Source organism: Mycolicibacterium sp. ND9-15 (assembly GCF_035918395.1).
Classification (GTDB): Bacteria; Actinomycetota; Actinomycetes; order Mycobacteriales; family Mycobacteriaceae; genus Mycobacterium.
In genome coordinates this window covers 253536-275631 of the sequence record NZ_CP142362.1, presented here as the reverse complement: position 1 = coordinate 275631, position 22096 = coordinate 253536, and the positions used below count along the sequence as shown (strand labels likewise).

Below are 22096 nucleotides of genomic sequence, written 5' to 3'. Positions count from 1 at the left end.
CCGTGTTTCGGCTACTTGCTGAAAGCGCTCACCAACGTGTTGCAGAATGCGGGCAGATCGTCTGGCTTGCGGCTCGACACCAAAGTGTTTGGCCCACGCGAGCATTCGACGACCTCGTCGTCGACCCAGTTGGCGCCCGCGTTGACGAGGTCGGTCTTGACGCTCGGCCACGAGGTCAGAGTTCGTCCGCGCACCACATCCGCCTCGATGAGCGTCCATGGCCCGTGGCAGATCACCGCAACGGGCTTACCCGCATCGAAAAAGCCTTTCGCGAACGCCACCGCAGCGGCGTTCGTGCGCAGGTTGTCGGGGTTGGCGACGCCGCCCGGCAGCACCAGGCCCGCATAGTCGGACTCCGACACCGAATCGGCGGACTTGTCGGCGTCGAAGGTGTCGGCCGGGGTCAGGTGGTTGAACGCCTGGATCTTGCCGACCTCCGTCGACACCAGTTCAGGGGTACCGCCGGCCTGCTGGACGGCCTTCCAGGGCTCGGTCAACTCGCCCTGCTCGACACCTTCGGGCGCAACCAGGAACGCAATCTTCTTGCCATTCAGTGAACTTGCCATGAGCCTTCTCCATTGACGTGGGTGTGACCGCACGCATACCCGGCGCGGCGAAGGGCCAATCAGGGCGACCATGTCGGTACACTCGTACCAGAGTGGGCTCGGATACCCACCGCAATCGCGCTTTCACCGACGATTTGCGCGCTGGTGAGCACGAACGAAGGACGATCCATGACTGCATTGCAGGACTGGCTGAGCCATCGCCCGATGGACCCAAGAACCCTCAAGGCGCTGATCTGTGACACCCTGCGGCCGCAACCCGCCGTGGAGGAGACCGCCCCGCAGGCCGCCCCCCAGTTGTTGCGTCCCGGCCTCGAGCGCTGCTAGAGGCCGCCGGCGCGGCCTGCGCCGGTTACCTCGTCGAGGGCTTCCGGTTCCTCGGCGTGTTCGTTTCTACCGCTGACCAGCAGGCCCAGGAACGCGCCGACGACGCAGATCGCCACGGTGACCATGAAGATGTCGCCGTACTGCAGGACGTACGCCTCGCGGTAGCGGCTCGCCTCGGCGGCCATCCGCTCGATGAGGGTGTCGGCCGGCGGGAAGGGCAGGGTCTGCAGGTACTGGTTCAGTCGGTAGAAACCCCAGGCCGTCAGCCCAGCCAGGCCGATCAGCATGCCGATCATGCGCGCCACCACCACCGCGGCAGAGGCGATGCCGTGCGCCGCGGCGGGCACCACTCGTAACGTCGCAGAGGTGAGCGGGCCGATCACCAGGCCCAGGCCGAGGCCGGCGATCGCCAGATCGGTGTCGAGCACCGGCAGGGCGACGAACCCGAGGTCGTGGTGGGTGGTCAGTACATCCATCCCCCAGTTCGAGATCAACCAGTAACCGCCCGCGGCTATCAAGAGGCCGACGAAGGTGACCACGCGGTCGCCGATCCGAGTCGCGATCCACCCGCCGATCACGGCGCCGATCGGCAGCGCGATCAGAAAACGCAGCAGCAGGAGAACCGCTTCGGTCTGGCTCTTGGCGAGCACGCCCTGGCCGAACAGTTCGATGTTGACCAACGTCACCATCAGCGCAGCGCCGGCGCACACCGACGCACCCAGTGCCGCAAGGAATGGCCGGAAGTGCACACCCGCCGGTTCGATCAGCCGAGTGCGGGCGAACCGCTCCCAAACGAAGAACGCCACCAGGGCGACCGCCGCAGCCAGGAGCACCGGCACGCCATAGCTCGGCAGTATCTTGCGGCCGTCTGGAGCGGGGTTGTACAGCCCGATCACCGTCAGGCCCAGCGCGACGGCCAGCAGTACACCGCCGACCACGTCCACACGTTCCGGGTCGTCGGGCTTGACCCGGGTGGGCAGGCTGAAATGGATCAGCACCATCGCGACCACTGCCAGGGGCACGTTGATCCAGAACACGTCGCGCCACGTGCTCAGAACCGCGACAACGGCGATCCCGTACAGGGGGCCCAGCACACTGCCGAGCTCCTGGGCGGCGCCGATACCACCGAGCACGGACGCCCGGCTACGGCTCGACCAGAGGTCGGCCGCCAACGCCAGGGTGACGGGAAGCAGCGCACCGCTGGCGACGCCCTGGATCGACCGGCCGACCACCATGGGAACCAGGTCGTTCGACAGCGCGGTGACGACCGAGCCGACGGCGAAACCGGCCAGGCTGACCTGGAGGATGAACTTGCGGCCGAACCTGTCGGAGGCACGCCCGAGCAGGGGCATCGCGGCGATGTAACCGAGCAGATAGGAGGTGATGATTGGGGTCACCCGTTGGAGCTGGTTCACCGGGATGCCCAGGTCGATGATGATGTCGCTGATGATCGCGACGACGACGTAAGTGTCGAGCGCGCCGAGCAGTACCGCGAGGCTGCCGGCGCTGATCGCGATTCGTCGATTCGACGAAGTCGTCGGAGTGGCTCCGGGGTTCGTGGCTTGCGACGAAACCGTCATCAGGCCGCCGGCGGCTTGGTCACCGTCACCGGCTTGCCCCACTCCGACAACACCATCGTGAGGCTCGTATCGGCGTCGGTCTGCAACTTGACCTGGACCAACTCGTGGTCGCCGTCCTCGGCGATCCAGGCGGTCCCCGGCACCGGACCGGTCGCGCCGATCTGCGGTGCGATTTTGTTCACCGCATCGGCGCTGACGTTTCCGGTGACGCGGACGGTTTCAACGTCGTTGACCGTCTCGCGGCCGTCGGCCTTCGGGTCGGAGAAGTTGGCCAGCACGTTCGCCAACCCGGTCTCGGGGTTGAGGATGAGCGAGGCGTCGTAGGTATCGACGGCGGGTCCGAAGTTCGACAGGGCACCGCCCGGAGTCAACGTGGCGTAGAGGTTGCCGTCGACGATCACGAACTCGACCCCCTCGAGGCGCTGGCCCATCATCAGCAGATTGACCTTGCCTTGGGCCGTGAACTCAGGGGCGTTGCTCAGATCGCCTTCGAGCAGTTCGATCGGCAGTTTCTCGGTCGGACCCTCCACCGTCAGCTTCATGTGCGCGCTGGTCTGCCTCTTGGTGGTCTGGCTGGATTGCTGTAGGAGCGTGGCGGGGTCCGGAAGGTCCTTGGCGGGTTCCTCCGCCTTGGAGCACCCCGCGAGGAAAGCGACGGCAGTGGCCAGGGCTACGAGGATCATCACGAGGCGCTTGGGCATGACTGCATCGTAAAGGGTCCAGCTGCGTGGACCCGGCGCACGGGGCGCTGCCAGGGCGATCGCGATCTGGATACTCTGGCGGCGTGTTCACCGGAATCGTCGAAGAAGTGGGCGAGGTCGTCGGCAAGGAGGATCTCGGCGACCTCGCCCGGCTCGCCATCCGTGGCCCCGTCGTGGCGTCGGATGCCCGCCACGGGGACTCGATCGCGGTGAACGGCGTTTGTCTCACCGTGGTCGAGGTGCAACCCGACGGCGTGTTCACCACCGACGTGATCGGTGAGACGCTGAACCGGTCCAGCCTCGGGAGTCTCGGCGCGGGCAGCAAGGTCAACTTGGAGCGCGCGGCGGCGGTGAACAGCCGACTCGGGGGACATATCGTCCAAGGCCACGTCGACGCCACCGGACACGTCATCGCGCGTACTCCGTCGGAACGCTGGGTGGTGGTCCGCATCGCGTTACCGACCGCGTTGTCGCGCTACGTGGTGGAGAAGGGCTCGATCACCGTCGACGGCGTCTCGCTGACCATCTCAAGCCTCGGGCCTGACTGGTTCGAGGTGTCGCTGATCCCTACGACGCTCGACCTCACGACGCTTGGTCGCGCCGAGGTGGGCACCCATGTCAACCTCGAGGTCGACGTGATCGCCAAATACGTCGAACGGCTGCTCTCTCACGAGAGCGGCTGATTTGGAGTAATGCGTGCGGGCCGTCACCACGCGCCGGATGAGGTGATCGTCGCGGGTGCACGGAACTGCTGGAGGAACGCAAAGAAGTCGCCGATCTGGGTGGCCGACGGTACGAATTCGGCAAAGAACCGGTCAACCGCTCCCATCTGGGCGGGCGGCGCTGCGTTGCGGGGGACGTACTCCCTCCACATGCCTTCCAGGACTCCTGCCGCCGGGATGACGTTCGATGCGTCGGCAGTGGGACCGGTCGGCCCGGGTTCGACCGGCTCGGCGGCCGCGGGAACGGCGGCAACAAGACCGCAGAAGGTGGCCGCAGCGCAGGCGGCCAGGAGCCTTAAGGCGTTGAGAGCTGACGCATCCATATCAGTCCCCTCCAGCGTGAGCAGCACACGAAGCGTAGGCATGAGCCCGTCCGAGCGCCGAACGATTCGGACAATCCATCGGCCGGGGCAGGTGAAGAACAGCGGATGGTTGGACAGTAACCCGCGAACAAGCCATTCGGCGGCGCCGCATTCTCACAGGGACGCGCGCATTTCAGGCGCCGGTGCGGGTCTCGACACGGTCACACGACGGTATCCATTCGACGCAGCAGCAATCACACCCGTCACCGTAGTCACTACTGTCGCGTGACATGTCGGTCTTTCGTCGCCTGCTGTCGGCGACAACGGCTTGCGCAGCCGTGCTGTCGGTCGTGATCCCGACGGAACTGGTGGCGCCCGCGGCGGCTGATCCTTGCTCGGTGTCGGCGCCCGCCGCAACCTCGGCGACGCCGAAGCTGCCGAGTCTGCCGAGTCTGCCGAAGTTCCCGATTCTGCACCTGCCCATCGGGCGGAAACCGGCATTTCTGAACGGCGGGGAAAGCGCGAAGGCACGCGCCGAGGCCGCCAAAGCAGACGCGGCGGTCGCACCTGAAACCACCGCCCAGGCCGCGGAATCGCCTGAGGCATCGACCGCGACGATCGTCGACTGGCTCACCGGACCCAATACCGACTCCTACTCCCGCTTCGGTATCTCGGGCACCGACCTCGGCATCATGTGGGACAACGGCTCGGCTTCGAACCCCCAGCTGCTGATCGCTTTCGGCGACACCTTCGGAGATTGCAGCCTGCCCGACCAGGAGTGGCGCAAGAACACGCTGTTCCGGAGCAACGATCGCGATCTCTCGAACGGAATGACGATTCCGGCAGCGCGTTTCGGCGATATCCATGCCGGCTCCCCGGTGACCAAGGACCGCCCGAACTTCTCCCGCCAAGTCGTAGCCAGCCTGAATCTGGCCGCCCAAGAGGTCACCGTCATACCCACCGCCGGAATCTCGGTCGGCACAACGCAATACGTCAACTTCATGTCGGTCGCCAAGTGGGGTTCGCCCGGGCAATGGTCAACGAACTTCTCGGCAGTGGCGGTGTCCAACGACAACGGCGAGAATTGGAGCGTGCCGCGCGAGAGCATCCGGCCGGCCTGGTTCAACTCGGTACCGGGTATTCCGTTCGTTTGGGGCTACCAGAACTTCCAGATGGGCGCATACCTGCGGCACAACGGCTACGTCTACGCATACGGCACCGGAGCGGGCCGCGGCGGGATGCCGTTTCTGTCCCGGGTGCCGGAGAACGCGGTACCCAATCTGGCTGCCTACGAATACTTCACGCCGTTCGGTTGGCGGCGCTCCATGCCGTACTTCGCCGTCCAGGTGGTGTGGGCACCGGGCAGTGAGATGTCAGTGGCGTGGAACGACCACCTACGGAAGTTCGTCATGCTCTACACGAACACCGCCAGCAGCGTGGTGATGCGGACGGCGGACAAACCCGAAGGTCCCTGGAGTGCTGCGAAAACCATCATCACCTCAACTCAGCTTCCCGGGGGCCTCTACGCGCCCTATATTCACCCGTGGTCGGCTGGCAGCAACCTGTATTTCAGTTTGTCACTGTGGTCGAGCTACAGCGTCATGCTGATGCGCACGACGCTGAACCCGAACTGATCGACAGGCCGAATCGATGCCGTATACCGCGACAGGTGGCTGGTCGGGGCGCTCACGACCGTATGGACACGGGTCGGCCCCTGACCGGGCTGAAGCATAGTCCCAGCTCATGGGAGCGGCAATAAGTCTTCAGGCCTGGTGGTTCATACTGATGTGGTGACGAGGCTGGACTCGGTTGAGCGCGCGGTGGCCGATATCGCCGCGGGTAAGGCCGTCGTCGTGATCGACGATGAGGATCGCGAGAACGAGGGCGACCTCATTTTCGCCGCCGAGAAAGCCACTCCGGAACTCGTCGCGTTCATGGTGCGCTACACCTCGGGCTACCTCTGCGTCCCGCTGGACGGCGCGATCTGCGACAAGCTGGGTCTACTGCCGATGTACGCCGTCAATCAGGACAAGCACGGCACCGCCTACACCGTCACCGTCGACGCGAAGAACGGTGTGGGAACCGGTATTTCGGCTGCGGACCGCGCGACGACCATGCGCCTGCTTGCGGACCCGTCCAGCGTCGCCGACGACTTCACCAAGCCGGGACATGTCGTGCCGTTGCGCGCCAAGGACGGCGGGGTGCTGCGCCGTCCCGGCCACACCGAAGCCGCCGTCGACCTGGCCCGTCTCGCCGGGCTGCAACCGGCCGGTGCGATCTGCGAAATCGTCAGCCAGAAAGACGAAGGTGCGATGGCGCAGACCGACGAGTTGCGTATCTTCGCCGACGAGCATGACCTCGCGCTGATCTCGATCGCCGACCTGATCGAATGGCGGCGTAAGCACGAGAAGCACATCGAGCGCATCGCCGAGGCCCGCATCCCGACCCGCCACGGCCCGTTCCGCGCGGTCGGCTACACCAGCATCTATGACGACGTCGAACACATTGCGCTGGTCAAGGGCGACATAGCAGGTCCGACCAGCGACGGCCACGACGTGCTGGTGCGGGTGCACTCCGAATGCCTCACCGGCGACGTGTTCGGCTCCCACCGCTGCGACTGCGGACCGCAACTGGACGCGGCGATGGCGATGGTCGCTCGCGAAGGCCGCGGCATCGTGCTCTATATGCGCGGGCACGAGGGGCGCGGCATCGGTCTCATGCACAAGCTGCAGGCCTATCAGCTGCAGGACGCCGGCGACGACACCGTCGATGCGAACCTCAAGCTCGGCTTGCCCGCTGACGCCCGCGATTATGGCATCGGCGCCCAGATCCTGGTCGACCTCGGGGTGCGGTCGATGCGCCTGCTGACCAACAACCCCGCCAAGCGGGTCGGGCTGGACGGCTACGGGCTGCACATCATCGAACGCGTGCCGCTGCCGGTGCGGGCCAACAAAGAGAACATCCGCTACCTGATGACCAAGCGGGACCGCATGGGCCACGACCTGAGCGGCCTCGACGCGTACCACGAGGCGACCACCATGGCCGACTACGACGAGGGCGTCTACCTGCTCGGTGACCGGCGGCCGACCGACCTCGGTGGAGCGCTGTGAGTGGTACGGGCGTACCCGAACTGCCACAGCTTGACGCATCGGGGCTGAGGCTCGCCATCGTTGCCAGCACGTGGCACGAAACAATCTGCGACGCCCTTCTGGACGGCGCCCTCAGGGTCGCTACGAGCGCCGGCCTCGGCAACCCCACGGTAGTGCGGGTGCTGGGCGCCATCGAGATCCCGGTCGTGGCGCAGGCGCTGGCCGCCAGCCATGACGCGGTGGTTGCGCTGGGTGTGGTGATCCGCGGTGAGACACCGCATTTCGACTATGTCTGCGATGCGGTGACCCAGGGCCTGACCCGGGTGTCGCTGGATGCGTCGACGCCGGTGGCCAACGGCGTGCTGACGACGAACACCGAGCAACAAGCCCTCGACCGTGCCGGCCTCCCGTCCTCGGCTGAGGACAAGGGGGCCCAGGCGGCTGCCGCGGCGCTGTCCACGGCGCTGACGCTGCGCGGCCTTCGTTCGCGCTCATGACTGACTGGGATGTCGAGATACGGCCCCGCCTGGCAATCTATTTCGCCTACGGCGCCGCTGCGCTGATCCTCGCCGCGCACATCACGGTCGGTGCGCTGTTGAAAATCGGCTCGACGGGGGTGATCTTCCGGACGGCCGACCAGGTGGCGATCGCGCTTGTCGGCGTCGTCGTCGCGGGTGCGGTGCTGCTGTTCGCCCGGCCCCGGCTGCGGGTCGGAGAATCTGGCGTCGCGGTGCGGAACCTACTCGGCGACAAGATCATTCCCTGGCCGGATGTCGTCGGCATCTCCTTCCCGCGCGGGGCGCGGTGGGCGCGGGTCGACCTGCCCCACGACGAGTACATCCCCATCATGGCGATACAGGCCGTCGACAAGGAACGTGCCGTCGATGCGATGGACCGTGTCCGCGGTCTGTTCGAGCGTTACAAGGGCATCAGCTCACGCTGAGCGACATCGCGAGTTCCGCGTGCATGGATGCGGTTTGGTCGTCGGCCACTGCGAAGCCGAGGCTCTCGTAGACCCCACGCGCGGCCGCATTGTCGGTCGCGACCCGTAGCCGGACCGTCCGCACCTGGCTGGTGCGTGCCCACTCCAGGGCCGCTGCGACCAGCAGCCTGGCCAGGCCACGGCCCCGGACCGTCGGGTCGAGCCACAGCGAGTAGAGATACACCGTCTCGGGGTTCTCCTGCTGCGCTGCGATCAGGCCGATGGGACGGTCGCCGTCCAGCGCTGCGAATTGGGCATGCTCGCGCAACCGGCGCCGCCACTGCGCGGCGGTGAAGGCCGCCTCGTCCCGGAAACTCGGATCTTTTTCGCCCAGCGAGTCGGCCAAGGCCCTCAACCGCACGCCTGCGAACATCCGCCAATCGGTTTCGCCGAGTCGGGTGACGCGTACGGTCATCGGGTGTCGCCCATGACCAACCCCTCCCGGCGCGGATCCGCACCACCGATCAGGCCCGTGCCGTCTCGGGCGATCGCCGCCAATCCGCTCGTCGCCTCGGCGAGGTCGACCTGATGGCCGAGTTCACGCAATCCCTGCACCAGCGGGTCGTGGTCGCCGTCGTCGCTGGTGTCGAGGACCGGGTGCTCGCCGCCCACGTTCGTCTCGGGTGTGTTCGCAGCGCCGAAGTCGACCATCGACACCGCCTGCTGGGGATCGAGCTCCCAATCGAGCATTCCCACAATGGTTTTCGTCACAAACTGGATGATCACGGCGCCGCCGGGCGAACCCAAGACCGCCAACGGCCGCCCACGTTGTCCCGGCCGGCCCTCAGCCCGGTCGAAGATCAGCGTCGGCGCCATCGTGCTGCGCGGCCTCTTCCCGGGCTGGACCCGGTTCGCGATCGCCGTACCGTCGGGGCCTGCGGGCTCGGCCGAGAAGTCCGTCAGTTGATTGTTGAGGATGAACCCGTCGACCATGTGAAACGAGCCGAACGCCGATTCCACCGTCGTGGTCAGCGACGCGGCGTTGCCGTGTGAGTCCACGATGCTGATCTGGCTGGTGCCGTGCTCCGGGGTGGGCGGTCCCGGGGTGGTCGGCGGGCCGAACTCGCCGGGCCTTGCGGTGCCCATGCTGCGCTGCTCGGAGATCAGCGCAGCACGACCGGCGAGGTAGTCGGCGCCGAGCAGCGTGTCGGGCGAGCCGCCCGGCAACGGCACGAAGTCGGTGTCGGCGACGTACTTGTCGCGATCTGCGTAGGCGAGCCTTTCCGCCTCGGAGATCAGGTGCACGCCCATGACCGTGGGTCGGCCGCCGTTGAGATCGACGTCGGTGGGTTTGTGCTCGGCCATCGGGAAATGTTCGAGGATGCCCAGCGTGGCCGCCACGGCCATCCCGCCGGACGACGGCGGCGGCATCCCGCAGATCTCCCGTCCGCGGTAGGGCGTACACAGGGGTTCGCGTTTCTTGACGGTGTAGCCGGCCAAGTCCCCGGCGGTCATCAGGCTTGGCGTACGGCCCCCGGAGGTGTCGGCCGCCGCGGCGACGATGTCGCGCGCGATCGCGCCGGTGTAGAAGGACTGCGGGTCGGTTGCGATGACGCCCAAGGTCTTTGAATACGCGGGGTTGGTCAACCGCGCGCCCTCGGCCTTGGGGCTGCCGTCGGAGTTGAGGAAGTACTCGGCGGCGTCCGGGTCGCGCTTGAGCTCTCGTGCCGCATCGGCGATCGCCGCGGCAAGTCGCGGGCTGATGTCGAAGCCGTCGTCGGCCATCGTGACCGCCGGGGTGAACAGGTCGCGCCAGTTCGCCTTGCCGTGTTCGGCGTGGACGTCGGTGAGCAGCTCCAAGATGCCAGGCACCCCGATCGAGCGGCCAGAAGCCCTGGCGTCCGGCTTGGGCTCGGCGCGGTCGGTGTCGGAGACCCAGCGCAGATAGTTCTCCGTGGCGGCGGCGGGTGCGGTCTCGCGACCGTCATAGGCCTGCACCGCGCCGGAGGCCGCGTCGAAATAGAGCAGGAAGCCGCCGCCGCCGATGCCGGAGGCCTGCGGTTCGACCAGGCCGAGAACGGCCTGTGCGGTGACGAGCGCGTCCGCTGCGGTGCCGCCGTCGCGCAGCACCTCGCATGCGGCCCGGGTGGCCAGTGCATTGGCGGTGACGACCGAGTAGCTGCCGGTGCGTACGGGTGTCATGTTTGTGCGGTAACCCGTGGCCACTTCGGGGCTGGTGGAGATGTCTCTGGGGGTCGGCGCGCCGGCATGCGCGGCCGTCGCCTTCGGCACGGGGGTGCCGTTCTCCACGATCGCGCACGGCCCCGAGGCGCTCGGTTCCGCACCGTCGTCGGTGCCGCATCCCGACAGCACCAGCAGGATCCCGGCCAGCGGGGCCAGCACCTGCGTCGGTGAGGAGATCCGCATCACCCGACGGTAGTGGATCGGGGGCGCCGGGACGCGCCAGTAACCTGGAATCGTGCCCGACCCAGCGACGTACCGACCTGCCCCCGGGTCGATCCCCGTCGAACCGGGCGTCTACCGGTTCCGCGACCCGCACGGCCGGGTGATCTACGTCGGCAAGGCCAAGAGCCTGCGCAGCCGCCTGAACTCCTACTTCGCAGACGTCGTGAACCTGGCGCCGCGCACGCGCCAGATGGTGATGTCCGCCGGCAGCGTCGAGTGGACGGTGGTCAACACCGAAGTCGAGGCGCTGCAGCTCGAGTACAACTGGATCAAGGAGTTCGATCCGCGATTCAACATCAGGTACCGCGACGACAAGTCGTATCCGGTGCTCGCGGTCACGCTCAACGAGGAGTATCCGCGACTGATGGTGTACCGCGGGGTGCGGCGCAAGGGTGTCCGCTACTTCGGTCCGTATTCCCACGCCTGGGCGATCCGCGAAACCCTCGACCTCCTCACGCGGGTGTTCCCGGCCCGCACCTGTTCTGCGGGAGTGTTCAAGCGGCACAGCCAGATCGATCGCCCCTGTCTGCTCGGCTACATCGACAAGTGCTCGGCCCCGTGCATCGGTCGGGTGAGCGCCGACGAACACCGCCAGATCGTGCTCGACTTCTGCGACTTCCTGGCGGGTAAGACCGACCGGCTGGTCCGCGACATGGAACAGCAGATGAACGAGGCCGCAGCGGAACTTGATTTCGAGCGGGCAGCGCGCCTGCGCGACGACATCGGTGCGCTCAAGCGGGCACTGGAGAAGCAGGCGGTGGTGTTCGGCGACGGCACCGACGCCGACGTGGTCGCGTTCGCCGACGACGAGCTGGAAGCGGCGGTGCAGGTCTTCCACGTCCGCGGCGGGCGGGTGCGCGGCCAGCGTGGCTGGATCGTCGAAAAGTCCGGTGAGCCGGGCGAATCAAGCCAGGAACGCTTGGTGGAACAGTTTTTGACCCAGTTCTACGGCGATCAGGCAGAACTGGACGGCGCCAGTGACAGCGGCGGGGACGAGTCGACGAATCCGGTGCCGCGCCAGGTGCTGGTTCCGTGCCTGCCGGGCAACGCCGACGAGTTGGCAGCCTGGCTCACCCAGTTGCGTGGGTCCCGGGTGTCCCTGCGAGTGCCTCGGCGTGGCGACAAACGCGCACTCGCCGAGACCGTCCGCCGCAACGCGCAGGATGCGCTGACGCAGCACAAGCTCAAGCGGGCGGGTGACTTCACCGCGAGAACCGCTGCGCTGCAGAGTATTCAGGATGCCCTCGGGCTGGCCGATGCGCCGCTGCGCATCGAATGCGTCGACATCAGCCACGTGCAGGGCACCGACGTGGTGGCATCGCTGGTCGTCTTCGAGGACGGTCTGCCACGCAAGTCCGATTACCGGCACTACGCGATAAGGGAAGCCGCCGGCGAGGGTCGTTCCAATGACGTCGCGTCGATCGCCGAGGTGACCAGGCGCCGGTTCTACCGTCACCTCCACGACATCTCGCACCCGACGGAGCTTGCGCCGGAAGGGAACTCACGCAAATTCGCCTACCCGCCCAATCTTTTCGTCGTCGACGGTGGTGCGCCCCAGGTCAACGCCGCGCAATCGGTCCTCGACGAACTCGGCGTCACCGATGTGGCGGTGATCGGGCTGGCCAAACGGCTGGAGGAGGTGTGGGTTCCGGCCGAACCAGATCCGCTGATCATGCCGCGCAACAGCGAGGGGCTTTACCTCTTGCAGCGGGTGCGCGACGAGGCGCACCGGTTCGCGATCGCGTATCACCGCAGCAAGCGGTCGAAGCGGATGACGGCCTCGGCGCTGGACTCGGTGCGGGGGCTCGGTGAGCATCGCCGCAAGGCACTGGTTACGCACTTCGGCTCGGTGGCCCGGCTGAAGGAGGCGTCGATCGAGGAGATCACCGCGATACCGGGTATCGGCGTCGCCACCGCCCGGGCCGTGCTGGACGCACTTGGTCGCCCGTCCGAAAGCCACGCGCCCGAGGCAGCGATCGGCAATGATCAGACCAAGGCATCGGGATGACGGACCAGGGAATGCACGAGGATCTTCGCGATGAGGCGGCCGCCGACTCCGACATCGACGTGGTCCTTGTCACCGGCCTGTCCGGCGCCGGTCGCGGCACCGCGGCCAAGGTGCTCGAAGACCTCGGGTGGTACGTCGCGGACAATCTCCCACCGGAGCTGATCGCGCAGATGGTCGACCTGGGGCTCGCGGCGGGTTCGCGGATCACTCAGTTGGCGGTGGTGATGGACGTGCGGTCGCGTGGTTTCACCGGAGACTTGGACTGGGTGCGCAACGAGTTGGCCACCCGCAACATCGCCCCGCGGGTGGTGTTCCTCGACGCCTCGGACGACATGCTGGTGCGCCGGTACGAGCAGAACCGCCGCAGTCATCCGCTGCAGGGCAATCAGACTCTGGCAGAAGGCATTGCCGCCGAGCGGGCGCTGTTGGCCCCGGTCCGCGCGTCCGCTGATCTGGTGATCGACACCTCGACGCTGTCGGTACCCGCGCTGCGTGAGAGCATCGAACGGGCCTTCGGCGGCGAAACCGTCGCGCACACCAACGTCACGGTCGAATCGTTCGGATACAAATACGGACTTCCGATGGATGCCGACACCGTGATGGACGTGCGGTTCCTGCCGAACCCGCACTGGGTCGATGACCTGCGCCGCCATACCGGGCAGCACGCTGCGGTCCGCGACTACGTTCTCGGGCAGCCGGGCGCGGAGGACTTCCTGGAGACCTATCATCGGCTGCTCGACGTTGTCATCGACGGATACCGTCGCGAGGGGAAGCGATATATGACCGTCGCCATCGGGTGCACCGGCGGCAAACACCGAAGCGTCGCGATCGCCGAAGCGCTGGCGGCCCGGCTGCAGGAAGGTGACGACCTGACGGTGCGGGTGCTGCACCGGGATCTGGGGCGCGAATGAGCTCGCGAATCGTCGCACTCGGTGGCGGACACGGGCTCTACGCCACCTTGTCGGCGGCTCGCCGGCTGACACCGCACGTGACGGCCATCGTTACGGTCGCCGACGACGGCGGTTCCTCGGGCCGGTTGCGCAACGAGCTGGACGTGGTGCCGCCGGGTGACCTACGAATGGCGCTGGCGGCGTTGGCGTCCGACAGCCCGCACGGCCGGCTGTGGGCAACGATCATCCAGCATCGGTTCGGTGGCAGCGGGGCGCTGGCCGGGCATCCGATCGGCAACCTGCTGCTCGCGGGCCTCAGCGAGGTCTTGGCCGATCCGGTCGCCGCGCTCGACGAGTTGGGTCGCATCTTGGGGGTGAAAGGCCGCGTGCTGCCGATGTGTCCGATGGGCCTGGGCATCGAGGCCGACGTGGCCGGGCTGGAATCCGACCCGCGCATGAGCCGGGTGATCCGCGGGCAGGTGGCGATCGCCACCACGGTCGGCAAGGTCCGCCGCGTGCGGCTGCTGCCGGGTGATCCGCCCGCCACCCGGCAAGCCGTGGACGCGATCATGGCGGCAGACCTGGTGGTGCTGGGCCCGGGCTCCTGGTTCACCAGCGTCATCCCACACGTGCTCGTTCCGGAATTGGCGGCGGCCTTGCAAGCGACCACCGCGCGGCGGGCGCTGGTACTCAATCTGGTGGCCGAGCCGGGGGAGACGGCGGGCTTCTCGGTCGAGCGCCACATTCATGTGCTGTCGCAGCATGCGCCGGACTTCACGGTGCACGACATCATCGTCGATGCGAGCCGGGTGTCCAGCGAGCGCGAGCGTGAGCAACTGCGCCGCACCGCGACCATCCTTCGTGGTCAAGTTCAGTTTGCTGACGTGTCCAGACCTGGTACACCTTTACATGACCCGGCGCGGCTGGCGGCCGCGCTGGAAGGCGTGCGACTTCGGGGCCCTGCAACTCCGGCGCCGACCGTGCCCACGTCGATAGTGAATGGACCGAGAGGTGACGACCCGTGGCGATGACAGCCGAGGTCAAGGACGAGTTGAGCCGGCTGATCGTCAACTCGGTCAGTGCCCGCCGCGCGGAGGTGGCCTCCCTGCTGCGATTCGCCGGCGGCCTGCACATCGTCTCGGGACGGGTGGTCGTTGAGGCCGAGGTCGATCTTGGCATCATCGCCCGGCGGCTGCGCAAGGACATCTACGACCTGTACGGCTACAGCGCAGGGGTGCACGTCGTGTCGGCCAGCGGTATCCGCAAGGGCACCCGGTATCTGGTGCGGGTTGCCAAAGATGGGGAAGCCCTGGCGAGGCAGACCGGTCTGCTCGACCTGCGCGGCCGACCGGTGCGCGGATTACCCGCTCAGGTCGTGGGCGGCAGCGTGGCCGATGCCGAAGCCGCTTGGCGCGGCGCGTTTTTGGCGCACGGATCGCTCACGGAACCGGGCCGGTCGTCGGCGCTGGAGGTCAGCTGCCCGGGTCCGGAGGCGGCACTGGCACTCGTGGGTGCGGCCCGCAGGTTGGGAGTCAGTGCGAAGGCGCGCGAGGTGCGTGGCACCGACCGGGTGGTGGTGCGCGACGGCGAGGCGATCGGGGCGCTGCTGACCCGGATGGGCGCCCAGGACACCAGGCTCACGTGGGAAGAGCGCCGGATGCGGCGCGAGGTGCGGGCGACCGCGAACCGGCTGGCCAACTTCGATGACGCCAACCTGCGGCGCTCGGCACGCGCAGCCGTCGCCGCGGCCGCTCGCGTGGAACGGGCACTGCAGATACTCGGCGACACGGTGCCCGACCATCTGGCGGCAGCGGGGAAGCTGCGCGTCGAACATCGGCAGGCGTCGTTGGAGGAGTTGGGCCGGCTCGCGGATCCGCCGATGACGAAGGACGCTGTGGCGGGCCGGATTCGACGATTGCTGTCGATGGCCGATCGCAAGGCCAAGCAGGACGGCATCCCCGACACCGAGTCGGCGGTCACCCCCGATCTTCTCGAAGACGCCTAGCCCCCGCACCTATGCGGCGTGTAGATCTGTGAGCGCGATGCTGATTCGGGTTTCGATTTCGCTGTCCCACACTTCTACAGGACCGGGAAGGGGCGGCGCGGTCGAGTGGTAATGGCGTCCGGTCGGCGTCACGAATTCAGCTGTGTGCTCTCCGCTTTCGTCCGTCGTGCTGACGTGCCAGCCCGGTGACTCTTTGTCGTAGTTGCATCGTTCGCACAGCCCGAGACCGTTGACCTGGTTGGTGGGTCCGCCTCGACCGCGTGGGGTGGCGTGATCGCGGTGGCGGATCGGCGCGTCGCAGTAGGGGGTGCGACAGCTCTGATCGCGCAGCCCGATGAAGGTCGCCAACGCCCTGGGGAAGCGACGCGATCGCGATTCCATCGCGGCCAGGGCGCCGGTTTTCGGGTGCCGGTACAGCCGGCGCAGCGTTGCCCTCGATCGTGCGTCTGTGGCCGCGGCGTCGACCAGCTTCCGAGCCACACCTGCAGGAATCGGCCCGTAACCGTCGATATGGGCGGCGCTGTCGTCGTCGCCCAGCAGGGTGTGATCAGACAGCACCAGGTTGACCGCGATCGGCTCGGGTATCTCAGCGGGCCGCCCGGTCACCCGCTCGACCAAGGTGTCGGTCATGATCTGCCCCCGGGAGCGCTCATCAAAAGTCGTGTCGGCCGCCCGTTTCAGCGCCGCGTACACGCTGACGCCCTGGTGCACCGGCAGCAACGCGGTCAGGTAGGCCATGGTGTCCGGCGCTGGGCGGATGGTGACATTTCTGTCATTTGCGGCTTTGGCCGCGCGCTCGACGACGGCCTTCGGGTCGAGCCGGTAGGCGATGGCTTTCGCATCCGCAGCGATGCGTCTGTCGCCTTTGCCTTCGAGTTCGCATCGATCGGCGCACATCTCGGCGTCGAGTTTTTTCCGGTGTTCCACGGTCAAGCAGGCCGACTCCCGCACGATGAGGGTGGCCCGCCATTCGGAGAGGGTTCCCGCTTCCAGGGCCGCCAGTGTGTGCGGCATCTCGTAGACCAAAGCCTTGGCAAACCCCAGGTGGCGGTTGCCGCGGTTCGGCGAGTCCCGTCGCGCCAGCGCGACCTCGCTGGCCAGCCCACGGCCGCGGTTGGCCGCGGGGACGCCCTCGGCGGCCTCGCGAGCACGGCGTTTCTCGTCGAGTGCCGCGGTCAAACGGGCCTGCCCTGCGGCAGCGAGGGACTTGAGATGCTCGAGTTCGGCGATGCGGCCGACCAGGGTCGCCTCGTCGGCGTCGATCTCCGTCACCGCTGGGTCCTCGAACATGTGTGCGAGTCTAGACCTGGGGCCCGACAGATCGAGCGAGCCGCGGAGGGGCGGTTGGTCAGCGCGCATGCTGAGGCCGTGAGATCAGCAATTCGAGGTTGCGTCCGACGACGGTTCCGACCGGGAACTGCGATGCGGCGAAGATGTTGTCCTCCACGACGTCCTCGGCCCACTCGGCCGGCCAGCCGCCATCCTGAAGGCTGGTTTGGAAGGCCGTCACCAACTCCTCTCGAGTCAACGGACTTTCGACGACTCGGGCCGTGGTCGTCGCGCGATGCGACGCCGCCCCGGCAAATCCACGCCCGCATCCGCACGGCATTCGCGAATCGCGAATGTCCCTATCGCATGGCTCCTGCACCCAAACGAGCTCACCCTCCACGCAATGGTTGTAGTCACCCGGGTGCGTGCCCTGAGTCAGCGCCGTCGCAACCAAGATTTTCATGCCCTCACCTCCGGTCCTGATGGTTGCGACGCTACGACTGCGCACCGACAGCCTGCTGGCCACGTGTGGATGTGCCATTCTGTGCAGGTGTCCGCGGGGGTGCCGCCGTCGGGCGTAGTGACGTTCCTGTTCACCGATATCGAGGGTTCGACCCGTCGGTGGGAATCCGACGCGGCGTCGATGCGGGTCGACCTTGCGGTACATGACAAGTGTTTGCGCTCGGCGATCGAGACTAACGACGGGTTCGTGTTCAGCCACAGCGGCGACGGGATGGCTGCTGCGTTCGCTTCGCCGAACTCGGCCATCAACGCTGCGATCCATGCGCAGCGGGAATTGCAGTTGCCGGTGCGCATGGGTATCGCCACCGGCGAGGCCGAGCTACGGGACAACGACTACTTCGGGATGGTGCTCAACCGCGCCGCCCGGCTGATGAGCGCCGGGCACGGGGGGCAGGTCCTTATCGCGGAGTCGACGGCGGGTCTGCTCAGTGGTGTGGACCTAATCGACTTGGGGCCTCGACGGCTGCGCGACTTGCCGAACCCGATCAGTGTCTTCCAGCTTCGGATGCCCGGCTTGCGGGAGGAGTTCCCGCCGTTGAAGACCGTCGACACGCGTTCTGGCAACCTTCGGACGCCGACGACCACCTTCATCGGCCGCGAGTCCGAGGTTGCCGACGTGGTGACCGCGGTGCGTGCCCACCGGATGGTCACGCTGACCGGCTCCGGTGGCGTGGGCAAGACACGTTTGGCGGTAGAAGTCGCCGCGCAGCTGACCGACGAGTTCCACGACGGTATATGGGTTTTCGAGTTGGCCGCGATCGCCGATCCCGAGTCCGTGCCCGACGCGGTGGCCGCGGTGTTGGCTATCACCCAGCAGCCGGGAAAGACGGTGACCGAGTCGGTTGCCGCCGCGCAGGAGGGCCGAGTCCGGTTGTTGATATTCGACAACTGCGAGCATGTCCGCGAGGCCGCGGCCGACGTGGTGGAGGCGATCTTGGCCAGGTCTTCGACGGTTCGGGCACTGGCGACCAGTCGCGAGGGGTTGGGCGTCGAGGACGAGCGGGTCTGGCTCGTGCCGTCACTAGACGTTCGGGGTGGTGTCAACTCGGCGGCGGCGGCGCTCTTCGTCGACCGCGCGTGTGGCGTCGCTTCTACCTTCTCAATCGCCAACGCCGCCGATGCCGCTGCGGTGGTCGAGATCTGTCGTCGTCTCGATGGCATCCCTCTGGCAATCGAATTGGCGGCGTCGCGGATGGCGTCGATGACCGCCAGCGACGTGCGGGATCGCCTCGACCAACGCTTCCGGCTGTTGGTGGGAAGCCGACGCGGGCTGGAACGTCATCAGACACTGCACCATGCCGTGGCCTGGTCCTACGACCTGCTCAGCGACGAAGAGAAGGCGCTTCTGACGAGATGTTCGGTATTCAGTGGCGGGTTTGATATCGAAAGCGCTTGCGCAGTAAGTAGGTCCGACGACGAATTCGCTACTCTGGATCTGCTTGACGCCCTTGTGCGCAAGTCGTTGCTCGTCGCAGGGCGCTCGGCGGGCAAGGCCCGCTACTCGATGCTCGAAACCGTCCGCCAGTTCGCCGAAGAGCAACTGGCGGAAAGCAGTGATGCGGACGCGGTTCGAACGGCGCATGCGCGCCACTTCGCAGGGCGCGAAGCAGACATCCTCGCGTTGTGGAGCGGTCCCCGGCAGCGGGAGGCCTACAGCTGGTTCACCACCGAGTTATCCAACCTGCGCACCGCATTTCGGTGGGCCGCCGAGACTGGGGACATCGATGCGGCAGCGCCGATCGCCTCGTATGCCGCCTTGCTCGGCGTGCTGACGGAACACTTCGAACCGGTGACTTGGGCCGAAGAACTCATTCCGGCTGCCCGTGCCGTCGACCATCCCCGGCTGATGTCTCTTTTCGTGACGGCGACGCACTGCTGGATGGTGGGGCGCATCGAAGAGGCCCGACGCTACGGCGACGAGGGTCAGCGGTTGTACGACGAGGGCCGACGTGGGATGCCGCCGGGGCTGGAGAGCTGGCTTAGCGGGGCGTACACAAATATCGGGCTGCCAGGACGTTCAATCGAGACGTTCCGTCGTCTGCGCGCACATGATGATGACCCGTACGGTCTGACGCGCTCGGGGATGGTTTTAGCCTTGATGAGAGCCGGCTTCCACGCCGAGGCGAAAGCCATCGCGAAGGATCTTGTCGATACCGCCGAGGCGATACCGAACCCGTGGGGACAGTCCTACGCGCGTCTCGTCTTCGGCATGGCATGGTGCGACACCGATCCCGGCCGCGCCCGTGACGCCCTGCGAAGGGGGCTGGCGATAGCTCAGGACAGCGGCGATCGCTACAACGAATCGCATCTCGCGAACGTCCTCGGTCGGCTCGAGGCGCAGTACGGCGACCCGGGGTCGGCACTCGACTACCTCAAGTCGGCGATTGCCAACTACCACGATTCTGGTAACACCTTCACGATTCGAGTCCCACTCGCCAGCCTCGCGGTGTGCCTTGACCGCCTTGGACGCGGGGAGGATGCCGCCGTGATCGCAGGGTATGCGTCCGGTCATTTGTCGAACGCATGTCTGCCCGAACTCGGGACCGCGATCGGACATCTGCGTGAAGTCCTCGGCGAGCAGGGGTATGCCGACCTCAGCCATCGAGGGGAACGGATGACCGCCGCCGCCGTGGTTGCGTACGCATACAACCAAATCGACGAGGCGCGAGCGCAACTCGTTCAGCAGGCCTGATCCTCGTCGAAGGGCGCACAGGTCTGCCCGTCCCGCTGGTCAGTTCGCGCCGACCTGCGCAAAGAGCCCTGACGTCGCCACTTCTGTGCCATTCTGTGCAGGTCTCCGCGGGGGTGCCGCCGTCGGGCGTAGTGACGTTCCTGTTCACCGATATCGAGGGTTCGACCCGTCGGTGGGAATCCGACGCGGCGTCGATGCGGGCGGCGCTTGCTTGCCGTGACAAGGTGTTGCGCGCCGCGATCGAGTCGCACGGTGGCTTCTTGTTCAGCCATTCCGGGGACGGGGTCGCTGCCGCGTTCGCCTCGCCGAAGGCCGCCGTCGACGCCGCGGTCGACGCCCAGCAAGAGCTGAAATTGCCGGTGCGAATAGGCATCGCGACAGGCGAAGCGGAGCTACGCGACGGCGACTACTTCGGCACGGTACTGAATCGCGCGGCGAGGGTGATGGACGCAGGCCACGGTGGGCAGATCCTGCTGGCGGAGTTGACGGCTGGTCTGCTCAGCGGAGTGGAACTGTTGAGCATCGGGCCGCGGCGCCTGGGACGTCCCGGACCCCATCACCTTGTTCCAGGCTTATGTACCGGGATTGCGCGCGGAGTTTCCGGCCTTGCGGACCCAGGATGCGGGTCGTGGGAATCTGCGTGCGCAGACGACAAGCCTCGTCGGACGCGACTCGGAGCTCGCCGAGATCGAAACGGCCATCCGGACCCATCGCCTCGTCACGTTGACCGGTATGGGCGGCGTCGGGAAGACTCGCTTGGCACTGGAGGTCGCCAGCCGGATGTCCAGCGAATTCCCGGATGACGTCTGGGTTTTCGAGCTTGCTGCGGTTTCCGATCCTGCCGCGGTGCCCGACGCCGTGGCAGCGGTGCTCGGCGTCACCCAGCAGCCGGGCAGCAGCATGACCGACTCGGTGGCCGTCGCGCAGGAGGGCCGAACCCGCCATGGGTCGTCGACAACTGTGAACACGTACTCGACGCCGCAGGCGACGTCATCGAAACCGTGCTGGCTCAGTCCGCGATTCTCGGAGGACGAAAAGTCGCTACTGGTTCGATGTTCGGTGTTCGCCGGCGGGTTCGATTTGGAAAGCGCCTGCGCTGTAGCCGGATCCGACGATATCGACGACTACGCGGTACTCGACGGGCTCGACGCGCTGGTGTGTAAGTCCTTGCTGGTCGTCGACCGAACAGTGGGGCGGACCCGTTACTCCATGCTGGAAACCATCCGTCAGTTCGCGGCAGAACAACTCGCTCCCTCCGCGATAGCAGCTGAAGTTCGGACCGCCCACGCCTGATACTTCGCCCGACGCAGGTCGGCGATCCTCGCGCTGTGGGGATAGCCCCCGTCAACGCGAAGCTTACGACTGGTTCAACAGCGAACTCGCCAACCTGCGAACCGCATTCCGGTGGAGCGCCGATCGAGGTGCCCTGGACACCGCTGTCACCATCGCCACATACGCAGCGCTGCTTGGCTTCTGCGTGGCGAACTACGAACCCGTCGCTTGGGCAGAGGAAGTGATCGAGGCCGCCCAAGCGGTCAACCATCCCCAGCTGCCGGATCTTTACGTCACCGCATCCATATGCTGGATGGCGGGCCGGGTCGACGAGGCTCTTCGCTATGACCGCATCGGCCGGACGGTTCTGGCCGAGCCGCGCCGCGCTACCGTACGGAATCGAGAACTGGCTCGGATCGGTGTACGTGGCGACCGGCCAACCTGAACTGTGGGCCGAGTCGTGCCGCGCCCAACTTGAACGTCAGGAGACGACCATGTCTATATCAGGTCGAGTCAGGTCTTCGGGCTGGGCTTCGCTGGAGCGCACGACCAGGCGATGGCTGCCGCGCAGGGATTGGTCGAAGCCGCGGCGGCAACCGGGAACCCGTTCTGGGTCTCACTAGCGTTGAGCGCCGATGGTTTTGCATTCAGCGAAGCAGATCCGGCGCGCGCGATCGATGCCCTGCGCCGTGGTCTGGCGATAGCGCAACAAAACGGAATCCGGTTCAACGAATCGGTACCGCTATCGGACTCGCTCGCCTCGAGG

At 66.7% G+C, this 22096-nt stretch carries 20 protein-coding genes and 1 pseudogene; 13 read left to right on the top strand and 8 right to left on the bottom strand.

Going from position 1 to position 22096, the window contains the following annotated elements:
• Positions 1-11: 11 nt before the first annotated feature.
• Positions 12-566 carry a type 1 glutamine amidotransferase domain-containing protein gene (locus QGN32_RS01315; RefSeq protein WP_326546893.1) on the bottom strand — a complete coding sequence of 185 codons (555 nt, stop codon included), beginning with the start codon at positions 564-566 and terminating at the stop codon, positions 12-14.
• Between the two features lie 168 nt (positions 567-734).
• Here QGN32_RS01315 and QGN32_RS01310 point away from each other — a divergent pair, with 168 nt between their 5' ends.
• Positions 735-890 (top strand): hypothetical protein, encoded by a 156-nt coding sequence (locus QGN32_RS01310; RefSeq protein WP_326546892.1) that lies wholly within the window; start codon positions 735-737, stop codon positions 888-890.
• Here QGN32_RS01310 and QGN32_RS01305 read toward each other — a convergent pair.
• Both QGN32_RS01305 and QGN32_RS01300 read right to left on the bottom strand, forming a co-directional pair.
• On the bottom strand, positions 887-2512 hold the full coding sequence (locus QGN32_RS01305) for an MFS transporter (protein WP_326546891.1): 1626 nt from the start codon (positions 2510-2512) through the stop codon (positions 887-889). The two genes, QGN32_RS01310 and QGN32_RS01305, sit on opposite strands and share 4 nt — an antisense overlap.
• Complete coding sequence (locus QGN32_RS01300; RefSeq protein ID WP_326546890.1) at positions 2470-3171, bottom strand: LppX_LprAFG lipoprotein; 702 nt, start codon at positions 3169-3171, stop codon at positions 2470-2472. Before QGN32_RS01300 ends, QGN32_RS01305 begins: the two co-directional genes overlap by 43 nt.
• A gap of 83 nt (positions 3172-3254) precedes the next feature.
• Between QGN32_RS01300 and QGN32_RS01295 the strand changes: the two genes are divergently transcribed.
• Positions 3255-3854 (top strand): riboflavin synthase, encoded by a 600-nt coding sequence (locus QGN32_RS01295; RefSeq protein WP_326546889.1) that lies wholly within the window; start codon positions 3255-3257, stop codon positions 3852-3854.
• Between the two features lie 23 nt (positions 3855-3877).
• On the opposite strand, the gene QGN32_RS01290 is transcribed toward QGN32_RS01295, so the two are convergent.
• On the bottom strand, positions 3878-4216 hold the full coding sequence (locus QGN32_RS01290) for a hypothetical protein (RefSeq protein ID WP_326546888.1): 339 nt from the start codon (positions 4214-4216) through the stop codon (positions 3878-3880).
• Positions 4217-4485: 269 nt separating this feature from the next.
• Here QGN32_RS01290 and QGN32_RS01285 point away from each other — a divergent pair, with 269 nt between their 5' ends.
• The 4 genes from QGN32_RS01285 (at position 4486) to QGN32_RS01270 (ending at position 8227) form a co-directional block, all read left to right on the top strand.
• The gene (locus QGN32_RS01285) at positions 4486-5829 is read left to right on the top strand and encodes a glycoside hydrolase family 183 protein (protein WP_326546887.1); all 1344 of its coding nucleotides are present in this window, start codon (positions 4486-4488) and stop codon (positions 5827-5829) included.
• Between the two features lie 156 nt (positions 5830-5985).
• Positions 5986-7305, top strand: a complete 1320-nt coding sequence (locus QGN32_RS01280) for a bifunctional 3,4-dihydroxy-2-butanone-4-phosphate synthase/GTP cyclohydrolase II (RefSeq protein WP_326546886.1) — start codon at positions 5986-5988, stop codon at positions 7303-7305.
• Positions 7302-7781, top strand: coding sequence for a 6,7-dimethyl-8-ribityllumazine synthase (gene ribH / locus QGN32_RS01275; protein ID WP_326546885.1), 480 nt, complete (start codon positions 7302-7304; stop codon positions 7779-7781). The genes QGN32_RS01280 and ribH overlap by 4 nt, the downstream gene beginning before the upstream one ends.
• Complete coding sequence (locus tag QGN32_RS01270) at positions 7778-8227, top strand: PH domain-containing protein (protein ID WP_326546884.1); 450 nt, start codon at positions 7778-7780, stop codon at positions 8225-8227. The genes ribH and QGN32_RS01270 overlap by 4 nt, the downstream gene beginning before the upstream one ends.
• Here QGN32_RS01270 and QGN32_RS01265 read toward each other — a convergent pair.
• Both QGN32_RS01265 and QGN32_RS01260 read right to left on the bottom strand, forming a co-directional pair.
• Positions 8214-8681, bottom strand: a complete 468-nt coding sequence (locus tag QGN32_RS01265) for a GNAT family N-acetyltransferase (protein ID WP_326546883.1) — start codon at positions 8679-8681, stop codon at positions 8214-8216. The two genes, QGN32_RS01270 and QGN32_RS01265, sit on opposite strands and share 14 nt — an antisense overlap.
• Positions 8678-10633, bottom strand: coding sequence for a gamma-glutamyltransferase family protein (locus QGN32_RS01260; RefSeq protein WP_326546882.1), 1956 nt, complete (start codon positions 10631-10633; stop codon positions 8678-8680). Before QGN32_RS01260 ends, QGN32_RS01265 begins: the two co-directional genes overlap by 4 nt.
• A 52-nt stretch (positions 10634-10685) precedes the next feature.
• Here QGN32_RS01260 and uvrC point away from each other — a divergent pair, with 52 nt between their 5' ends.
• Genes uvrC through whiA form a run of 4 tightly spaced genes read left to right on the top strand, consistent with a single transcriptional unit; the run spans position 10686 to position 15575 of the window.
• Complete coding sequence (gene uvrC, locus QGN32_RS01255; RefSeq protein ID WP_326546881.1) at positions 10686-12680, top strand: excinuclease ABC subunit UvrC; 1995 nt, start codon at positions 10686-10688, stop codon at positions 12678-12680.
• Complete coding sequence (gene rapZ / locus QGN32_RS01250) at positions 12677-13591, top strand: RNase adapter RapZ (RefSeq protein ID WP_326546880.1); 915 nt, start codon at positions 12677-12679, stop codon at positions 13589-13591. Before uvrC ends, rapZ begins: the two co-directional genes overlap by 4 nt.
• Complete coding sequence (gene yvcK, locus QGN32_RS01245) at positions 13588-14601, top strand: uridine diphosphate-N-acetylglucosamine-binding protein YvcK (protein WP_326546879.1); 1014 nt, start codon at positions 13588-13590, stop codon at positions 14599-14601. The genes rapZ and yvcK overlap by 4 nt, the downstream gene beginning before the upstream one ends.
• The gene (whiA, locus tag QGN32_RS01240) at positions 14598-15575 is read left to right on the top strand and encodes a DNA-binding protein WhiA (protein ID WP_326548877.1); all 978 of its coding nucleotides are present in this window, start codon (positions 14598-14600) and stop codon (positions 15573-15575) included. Before yvcK ends, whiA begins: the two co-directional genes overlap by 4 nt.
• A 9-nt stretch (positions 15576-15584) precedes the next feature.
• Here the strand turns inward: whiA and QGN32_RS01235 are convergent, their stop codons facing one another.
• Both QGN32_RS01235 and QGN32_RS01230 read right to left on the bottom strand, forming a co-directional pair.
• The gene (locus tag QGN32_RS01235; protein ID WP_326546878.1) at positions 15585-16865 is read right to left on the bottom strand and encodes an HNH endonuclease; all 1281 of its coding nucleotides are present in this window, start codon (positions 16863-16865) and stop codon (positions 15585-15587) included.
• Positions 16866-16923: 58 nt separating this feature from the next.
• Entirely contained in the window at positions 16924-17307 is a 384-nt protein-coding gene (locus tag QGN32_RS01230; RefSeq protein ID WP_326546877.1) for a DUF7715 family protein, read from the bottom strand.
• Between the two features lie 69 nt (positions 17308-17376).
• Here QGN32_RS01230 and QGN32_RS01225 point away from each other — a divergent pair, with 69 nt between their 5' ends.
• The 3 genes and pseudogenes from QGN32_RS01225 (at position 17377) to QGN32_RS01210 (ending at position 21775) form a co-directional block, all read left to right on the top strand.
• Positions 17377-20058, top strand: coding sequence for a winged helix-turn-helix domain-containing protein (locus QGN32_RS01225; protein WP_442791768.1), 2682 nt, complete (start codon positions 17377-17379; stop codon positions 20056-20058).
• Between the two features lie 95 nt (positions 20059-20153).
• Positions 20154-21529: pseudogene (locus QGN32_RS24230) on the top strand (ATP-binding protein); the annotation flags it as partial.
• Positions 21530-21535: 6 nt separating this feature from the next.
• Positions 21536-21775, top strand: a complete 240-nt coding sequence (locus tag QGN32_RS01210; protein ID WP_326546875.1) for a hypothetical protein — start codon at positions 21536-21538, stop codon at positions 21773-21775.
• The last annotated feature ends 321 nt before the right edge of the window (positions 21776-22096 follow it).